Annotated in this window: 6 protein-coding genes; all 6 read right to left on the bottom strand. The window is 73.1% G+C overall.

From position 1 onward, the window contains the following. The coding region (locus ACFYX3_RS41270) for an adenosylhomocysteinase (protein ID WP_389025190.1) at positions 1 to 785 on the bottom strand (785 nt) is incomplete at its 3' end. A gap of 443 nt (positions 786 to 1,228) precedes the next feature. Continuing rightward, on the bottom strand, positions 1,229 to 2,194 hold the full coding sequence (locus tag ACFYX3_RS41265; RefSeq protein WP_389025188.1) for a cation diffusion facilitator family transporter: 966 nt from the start codon (positions 2,192 to 2,194) through the stop codon (positions 1,229 to 1,231). Positions 2,195 to 2,260: 66 nt separating this feature from the next. Next, a complete protein-coding gene (manA, locus tag ACFYX3_RS41260) occupies positions 2,261 to 3,412 on the bottom strand; it encodes a mannose-6-phosphate isomerase, class I (RefSeq protein WP_376594214.1) in 1,152 nt (383 codons plus the stop codon). Between the two features lie 192 nt (positions 3,413 to 3,604). Continuing rightward, positions 3,605 to 4,753: an SIS domain-containing protein gene (locus tag ACFYX3_RS41255; protein WP_389025186.1), complete on the bottom strand. Its 1,149-nt coding sequence runs from the start codon at positions 4,751 to 4,753 to the stop codon at positions 3,605 to 3,607. 678 nt (positions 4,754 to 5,431) lie between these two features. Beyond that, on the bottom strand, positions 5,432 to 5,614 hold the full coding sequence (locus tag ACFYX3_RS41250; RefSeq protein WP_116160670.1) for a Trm112 family protein: 183 nt from the start codon (positions 5,612 to 5,614) through the stop codon (positions 5,432 to 5,434). Between the two features lie 89 nt (positions 5,615 to 5,703). Further along, on the bottom strand, positions 5,704 to 7,071 hold the full coding sequence (locus tag ACFYX3_RS41245) for a phosphomannomutase/phosphoglucomutase (RefSeq protein WP_389025184.1): 1,368 nt from the start codon (positions 7,069 to 7,071) through the stop codon (positions 5,704 to 5,706). Between the last annotated feature and the right edge of the window lie 7 nt (positions 7,072 to 7,078).

The raw sequence follows: 7,078 nt of genomic DNA, 5'->3' as shown, positions 1-7,078 counted from the left end.
ATCAGGACGTCGGTGGCGCGGTTGATGCCGTCGATGAGCGAGTGGCGGCAGCCGTACTTGTTGTCGAACTTCGACTTCGTCACGGCGTCGTTCACGTTGATCGCCGGGAAGAGCAGGGTGCCGGCCTGCATCATCTCGTAGAGACGGTGGACACCGGTGGTGGTCTCCTCGGTCACGCCACGGATCTCGGACGCGAGCTGCGTCCACTTCTGCGGGGACTCGGCGAGGGTGCGGTTGAGGAGGCGGAGGATGTAGCCGTACTCCTCGCTGTCCGCGGTGGCCGGGTCCGGGGCCGAGCCGGCCTTCTCGAACTCGACGCCCTTGTGGACGAGGAGGGTGGCGTCGCCGCCGTCGTCCAGGATCATGTTCGGGCCGCCGGTGGGGGTGTTCGGCCAGGTCAGGGCCTGCTCCGTGCACCACCAGTACTCCTCCAGGGTCTCGCCCTTCCAGGCGAAGACCGGGACGCCCTGCGGGTTCTCCGGGGTGCCGTTCGGGCCGACGGCGATGGCCGCGGCGGCGTGGTCCTGGGTGGAGAAGATGTTGCAGGAGGCCCAGCGGACCTCGGCGCCGAGGGCGACCAGGGTCTCGATGAGGACGGCGGTCTGCACCGTCATGTGCAGCGAGCCGGTGATCCGGGCGCCGGCGAGCGGCTGCGTCTCGGCGTACTCGCGGCGGATCGACATCAGGCCGGGCATCTCGTGCTCGGCGAGGGTGATCTCCTTGCGGCCGAAGGCGGCCAGGGAGAGGTCGGCGACCTTGAAGTCCTGGTGGGCGGCAGTCGTCATGACTGGGCTGCTCCTCGTGTGTGCGAGTGCGAGGGTCGGTTGAGGCGCCTGGCACCACGGAAAAGCCCCTGGACATACGAATGCCCGGGCGCTTCCTCGGTGCCGTCGTCGGAGGCCCTCTCTCCCTCGGCCGGTCCGCGGACCGCCCGACCGCCATCAGCAGCGACGTCTGGCTGGTCACGAATCTACACCGATCGGTGCGGGCGGCCACAGTCCGCATCGGGGCCGGGCGGGGCTTCGGTGCCCCGAGGAGCGGGGTTTCTCGCGTCTGTTGCCGCCTGCCCGTACAGACGTGCGGGCGTGGGGCGCGGGGACTCGCAGGCGTGCGGACGCGTGGGCAGGCGGGCGGGCAGCCCGGCGGGCGGATGTGCGAGGCCCCCGGGGCGTGTCGTCCCGGGGGCCTGAGGTGGTGCGGTGTGTCCGACCGTGTGTCCGGCCGAATGTCAGTGGCCGGGGCCGCCCGGGGTCTTGGCCGGGTTGTTGCCCGCCGAGGCCGCCGCCTCGCTGTAGATGTCGGGCTCCAGGTAGATGACCCGGGCGATCGGGACGGCGGCGCGGATGCGCTCCTCTGCGGCGTTGATGGCGTTCGCGACCTCGGCGGCCGTGTCGTCGTGCTGGACGGCGATCTTGGCGGCGACGAGGAGCTCCTCGGGGCCGAGGTGGAGCGTGCGCATGTGGATGAGGCGGGTGACGGTCTCGCCGTCGACGACGGCCGCCTCGATCTTCTTGACCTCCTCGGTGCCGGCGGCCTCGCCGAGGAGCAGCGACTTGGTCTCGGCGGCGAGGACGAGCGCGATGAGGACGAGGAGGACACCGATGCAGACGGTGCCGATGCCGTCCCAGACGCCGTTGTCGGTGGCCAGCGCCAGGCCGACGCCGCCGAGGGCGAGGACCAGACCGATCAGCGCGCCGAAGTCCTCCAGGAGGACGACCGGCAGCTCCGGGGCCTTCGCGCGGCGGACGAACTGCTTCCAGGACTGGTTGCCGCGGAGCTCGTTCGACTCCTTGATGGCGGTCCGGAAGGAGAAGCTCTCGGCGATGATCGCGAAGACCAGGACGCCGACCGGCCAGTACCAGGCCTCGATGGGGTGCGGGTGCTTGATCTTCTCGTAGCCCTCGTAGATGGCGAACATGCCACCGACGGAGAAGAGCACGATGGAGACGAGGAAGGCGTAGATGTAGCGCTCGCGGCCGTAGCCGAAGGGGTGCTGCGGGGTGGCCTCGCGCTGGGCCTTCTTGCCGCCGAGGAGCAGCAGGCCCTGGTTCCCGGAGTCGGCCAGCGAGTGGACGGCCTCGGCGAGCATCGACGACGAACCGCTGAAGAGGAACGCCACGAACTTGGCTACGGCGATCGCGAGGTTGGCGGCGAGTGCCGCCACGATCGCCTTGGTTCCGCCTGACGCGCTCATGGGTGTACGTGGTCCCTTCGTCGATGCTCCGGCTCGGTCGCCGCGGTTCGGCCGGTCATTGTCGCATCAGGCCACGACGGTGGCTCGGAAGACCGTCCCCGCTCCCGTCAGCTCGGTGGCCTCGCCCGCCGGTACGAAGACGGACTCCCCGGGGCCGAGGGTGACCTCGCCGGCCCGTGTCCGGCCCGCGACGGCGAGCAGGATCTGAGGGGTTGCGGCGGTGAGGTCGGTCGGGGCGGCGCCCTCCGCGCGGACGAACCGGGAGAGGCGGAACTCGTCGATCGGGGTCTCGTACACCTCCTCGCCGGAGGGGGAGGCCTCGGGGCGCAGGATGCTCGGTTCGTTCGGCTCGAAGCGGACGACGCGCAGGAGTTCGGGGACGTCGACGTGCTTGGGCGTGAGGCCGCAGCGCAGCACGTTGTCCGAGTTGGCCATGATCTCGACGCCGAGGCCGTCGAGGTAGGCGTGCGGGACGCCCGCGCCGAGGTAGAGGGCCTCGCCGGGCTGGAGCCTGACGCGGTTGAGGAGCATGGCGGCGATCACGCCGGGGTCGCTCGGGTAGTGGTGGGCCAGGGTCGCGTACGGGGCGTGGTCGCCGCCGAGGCGGTCGGCGGCGGCGTGGGCCTCGGCGACGGTGTGCGCCATCTCCTCGCGATCGGCGGTGAGCAGGGCCGTCAGGACCTCGCGGAGCGCGGCCTCTTCGGGGTGGGCGTGGAGGAGGTCCACGTACGGCTTGAGGGAGTCGACGCCCAGCGCGGCGATCAGGTCGGCGGCCTCGACGGGGTTGCGGAAGCCGCACAGGCCGTCGAAGGGGGTGAGCGCGCAGATCAGCTCGGGCTTGTGGTTGGCGTCCTTGTACGTGCGGTGCGGGGCGTCCACCGGGATGCCGGCGGCCTCCTCGGCGGCGTAACCGGCCTGTGCCTGGGCCAGGTCGGGGTGGACCTGGAGGGAGAGCGGGGCGCCCGCGGCGAGCAGCTTCAGGAGGAACGGGAGCCGCGGCCCGAACTTCTCGACGGCCCGCTCCCCCAGTTCGCGTACGGGGTCGGCGGCGATGAGCTCGTTCAGCGCGCCGCGCCCGGTACGGGAGGGGGCGCCGGGGTGGGCGCCCATCCACATCTCGGCCTGGGGCTCGCCCGTGGGGGCGGTCCCGAGCAGTTCCGGGATGGCCGTCGTGGATCCCCAGGCGTAGGGGCGGACGGTGTTGACGAGGCGGTCCATGGTGCCTGCCAGCTCCTCGGGGTGGTGACGGATCGTGCGGGTGTCGGGAGACAGGTGACAGGGGGCGGGTGACGGGTGGGTGGTCCTAGTGGTGAACGTCCGCCAACGTGATGGGGGGCTGGTGCCGGTGGGTGTCGGCGGGGCGCTGGGCTGGTGTGGGTGGGCGGGTGCGGGGTGTGCGCTCTGGGGGCGCTAGTACGGCGTGCGTGCTGGGGTGGCCAGGGACAGGTAGACCGCTGCGAAGTCCGTCACGGCGAGCAGTTCGGCGAGGGTCTCCAGGTCGCCGCCCTCCTCCGGCTCCAGCTCGCTGATCGCGGTCTCGTGGCCGAGGGCCAGTTCGCGGGCCGCCGGGGCCGCGGTCAGGCCCTCCGCCGGGCGGTCGCGGAGCAGGACCACGCGCGCGCGGAGCGCCTGCTGCTCGTCCACGCGGTCGCGGAAGAAGTCGTCCGGGTCCGCGCCCGCCGCGTAGTCGCCCGCGAGGAGCACCCCGTGCGCCGGGAGCGCCTCCGGGAGTTCCGCGGCGAGCGCCGGCAGGCCTGCCAGTTCGGCGAGGACGGCGGCGAAACGGCGGCCCGCCGGGCCCGCGGCGTTGCCCTCGGTCCAGATCAGCGGGAGCGAGTCCGCGAGTTCGGCGGCGAGCGTCTTCGCCGGATTGCTGTACGTGGCGATCGCCGGGCCGCAGCGTTCCGCCGTACGGTCGAGCCGGTCGGCGACCTTCTCCAGGGCCTCCGGCGGCGCCTCGATGAGACCCACGCGGTCCAGGAGCGCGAGCAGCGGCGTGAACAGCGCCCAGAGGGCGCCCGGGCTGGCCGCGATGCTCTCGGCGTACTCGTCGGGCGCCTCGTTCGGGGCGATCGCCATCGGGACGAACAGGCCATGCGAGCCGTTCACCGTCTCGGCCAGCGGGGAGGCCCTCGGGGCGACCGCGACGACCGTGATCCCGCGGCGGTACGCCTGCTCGGCGAGGAGTGCGAGGCCCGGTTCCGTGCCGTCGGTCGTCGGGAGCAGCAGCAGGTCCACCGAACCCGCCCAGCCGGGCAGGGCCCAGCGCAGGGCGCCCGCCGCGGGGGCCACGCCGGTCGGCTGGAGCCGTACGACGGGGGCGGCGGCGCCGGCGAGCGCGCCGATCAGGTCCGCGACGCCCGCGGCGGCGGTGCCGGGGCCCGCGACCAGGACGGCGCGCGGGCGGCCCTCCGGGCGGAGGTCCGCGATGCCGGCCTCGGCGGCGTGCCGTGCGGCGGTCCGTACCCGGGCGCCGGCCTCGGCGGCGCCGCGGAGGAGGCCGCGGCGGTCGGCCAGGGCGAGGTCGTCCGGGGCGTCGAGGAGGGTCTCGTCGAGCATGTGCGGTGCCTCCCTGTGCGGGGCGGGGTCCCCTGCGGGGGCCCGTGCGGGGCGCTGCTTGGGTGGTGCGGGGGTTCCCTGCGGGGCGCTGCTTCGGTGGTGCGGGGGCCCGTGCGGGGCGCTGCTTCGGTGGTGCGGGGCCTCCACGGAAGGCGGGGCCGGTCCGTGCCCCTCCCGTGATGGTGCGGGCTCAGGCGCGGGAGCCTAGGCCCGGCAGGGGGCGCCGTCCCGTGTGCCCACCCTCCCCCAAGCTCTCGACTTCGCTCGAGCAGGGGGACCCCCATCGCCCTGCGGGACGATTGCCCACACGGCGGGGGGCGCCGTCCCGGCGGGCGCAGCCCGCACGCGCAGGGCGTGAGCCGCACAGGCGGACCGCAGCCCGCACGCGGGGCGTGAACCACACGAGCCGGACGCAGCCCGCACGTGGGGCGTGAGCCGCACGGGTGGGGCGCAGCCCGAACGGGTCGGGCTTGGGCCACACCCGCGGAGCGCAGTCCACACGCGCCGGGCGTGGGTCACACCGTGCGCGGTGCAGGCCACACCGTTCGCGACGTGGACCACACGGTTCGCGGTGCGGCCACACCGTTCGCGACATAGTCCACGCGGGTCGCGGTGCAGGTCACGGCCGGGCCGCCGGGTTCGTACCGGTGGCTGGGGCGACGGGGTCTCCCCCTGCGCTTACGCCGGCTTGCGGGCCTCGTCGACCAGGAGGACCGGGATGCCGTCGCGGACCGGGTAGGACAGGCCGCAGTCGGGGCTCGTGCAGGTCAGCTCGGGGGTCTCGTCCGCCGTGCGGTCGTTCAGCGGAGCGTGGCAGGCCGGGCAGGCCAGGATCTCCAGGAGGCCGGCTTCGAGCGGCATGGGGTGTCCCTTCGGACGGACGGATCGGGCCAGGTCAGCCTACCGCCGGGGAACGGGGCACGCCCCCGTTCCCCGGCGGTACGGCGGGGTCAGTCGGTCGCCCGGACCAGGGCGAGGACCTCGTCGCGGATCTTGACCATGGTGGCCTCGTCGCGGGCCTCGACGTTGAGGCGGAGCAGCGGCTCCGTGTTGGAGGCGCGGAGGTTGAACCACCAGTCCGATGCCGTGACCGTGAGGCCGTCGAGGGTGTCGAAGCCGATGCCCTCCTGGCCCTCGTACGTCGCCCGGACCTTCGCCGTGCTCGCCGCCTGGTCCTCGACCTTCGAGTTGATCTCGCCCGAGGCCGCGTACCGGTCGTAGGCCGAGACCAGGTCCGACAGGGTGCCGTCCTGGCCGCCGAGGGCCGCGAGGACGTGGAGCGCGGCGAGCATGCCCGTGTCCGCGTTCCAGAACTCCTTGAAGTAGTAGTGCGCCGAGTGCTCGCCGCCGAAGATCGCTCCCGTCTTCGCCATCTCCTCCTTGATGAAGGAGTGGCCGACGCGGGTGCGGACCGGCTCGCCGCCCTGCTCGCGGACGACCTCCGGCACCGACCAGGAGGTGATCAGGTTGTGGATGATCGTTCCGCCGGGGTTCTTGGCGAGCTCGCGCGCGGCGACGAGGGCCGTGATCGCGGACGGCGAGACCGGCTCGCCGCGCTCGTCGACGACGAAGCAGCGGTCGGCGTCACCGTCGAAGGCGAGGCCGAGGTCGGCGCCCTCGGCCCGGACGCGGGCCTGGAGGTCCACGAGGTTCTTCGGGTCGAGCGGGTTGGCCTCGTGGTTCGGGAAGGTGCCGTCCAGTTCGAAGTACATCGGGACGGTGTCCAGGGGCAGGCCCTCGAAGACGGTGGGGACCGTGTGGCCGCCCATGCCGTTGCCCGCGTCCACGACCACCTTCAGGGGGCGGATCGCGGTGAGGTCCACCAGGGACTTGAGGTGGGCCGCGTAGGCGGCGAGGGTGTCGTGCTCGGTGATCGTGCCCTGCTTCGCCGTCGGTTCCGGGGCGCCCTTCTCCTGCCACTCCTCGGCGAGGGCGCGGATGTCCGCCAGGCCGGTGTCCTGGCCCACGGGGGCGGCGCCGGCGCGGCACATCTTGATGCCGTTGTACTGGGCCGGGTTGTGCGAGGCCGTGAACATGGCGCCCGGCAGGTCGAGACTGCCGGAGGCGAAGTACAGCTGGTCCGTGGAGCAGAGCCCGATCAGGGTGACGTCGGCGCCGAGGCGGGCCGCGCCGCGCGCGAAGGCGGCCGCGAGGCCGGGCGAGGAGGGGCGCATGTCGTGGCCGATGACGATCGCGTCCGCGTTCGTCACCCGTACGAAGGCGGCGCCGAAGAGCTCGGCGAGCGTCTCGTCCCACTGGTCGGGTACGACTCCGCGGATGTCGTACGCCTTCACGATCTGCGACAGATCGGCAGTCACGGATCCA

The organism is Streptomyces sp. NPDC002463 (assembly GCF_042889835.1).
Lineage (GTDB): Bacteria > Actinomycetota > Actinomycetes > Streptomycetales > Streptomycetaceae > Streptomyces > Streptomyces nymphaeiformis.
Note: the sequence above shows the minus strand (reverse complement) of the source record. Positions and strands in the feature narration are given on the sequence as shown.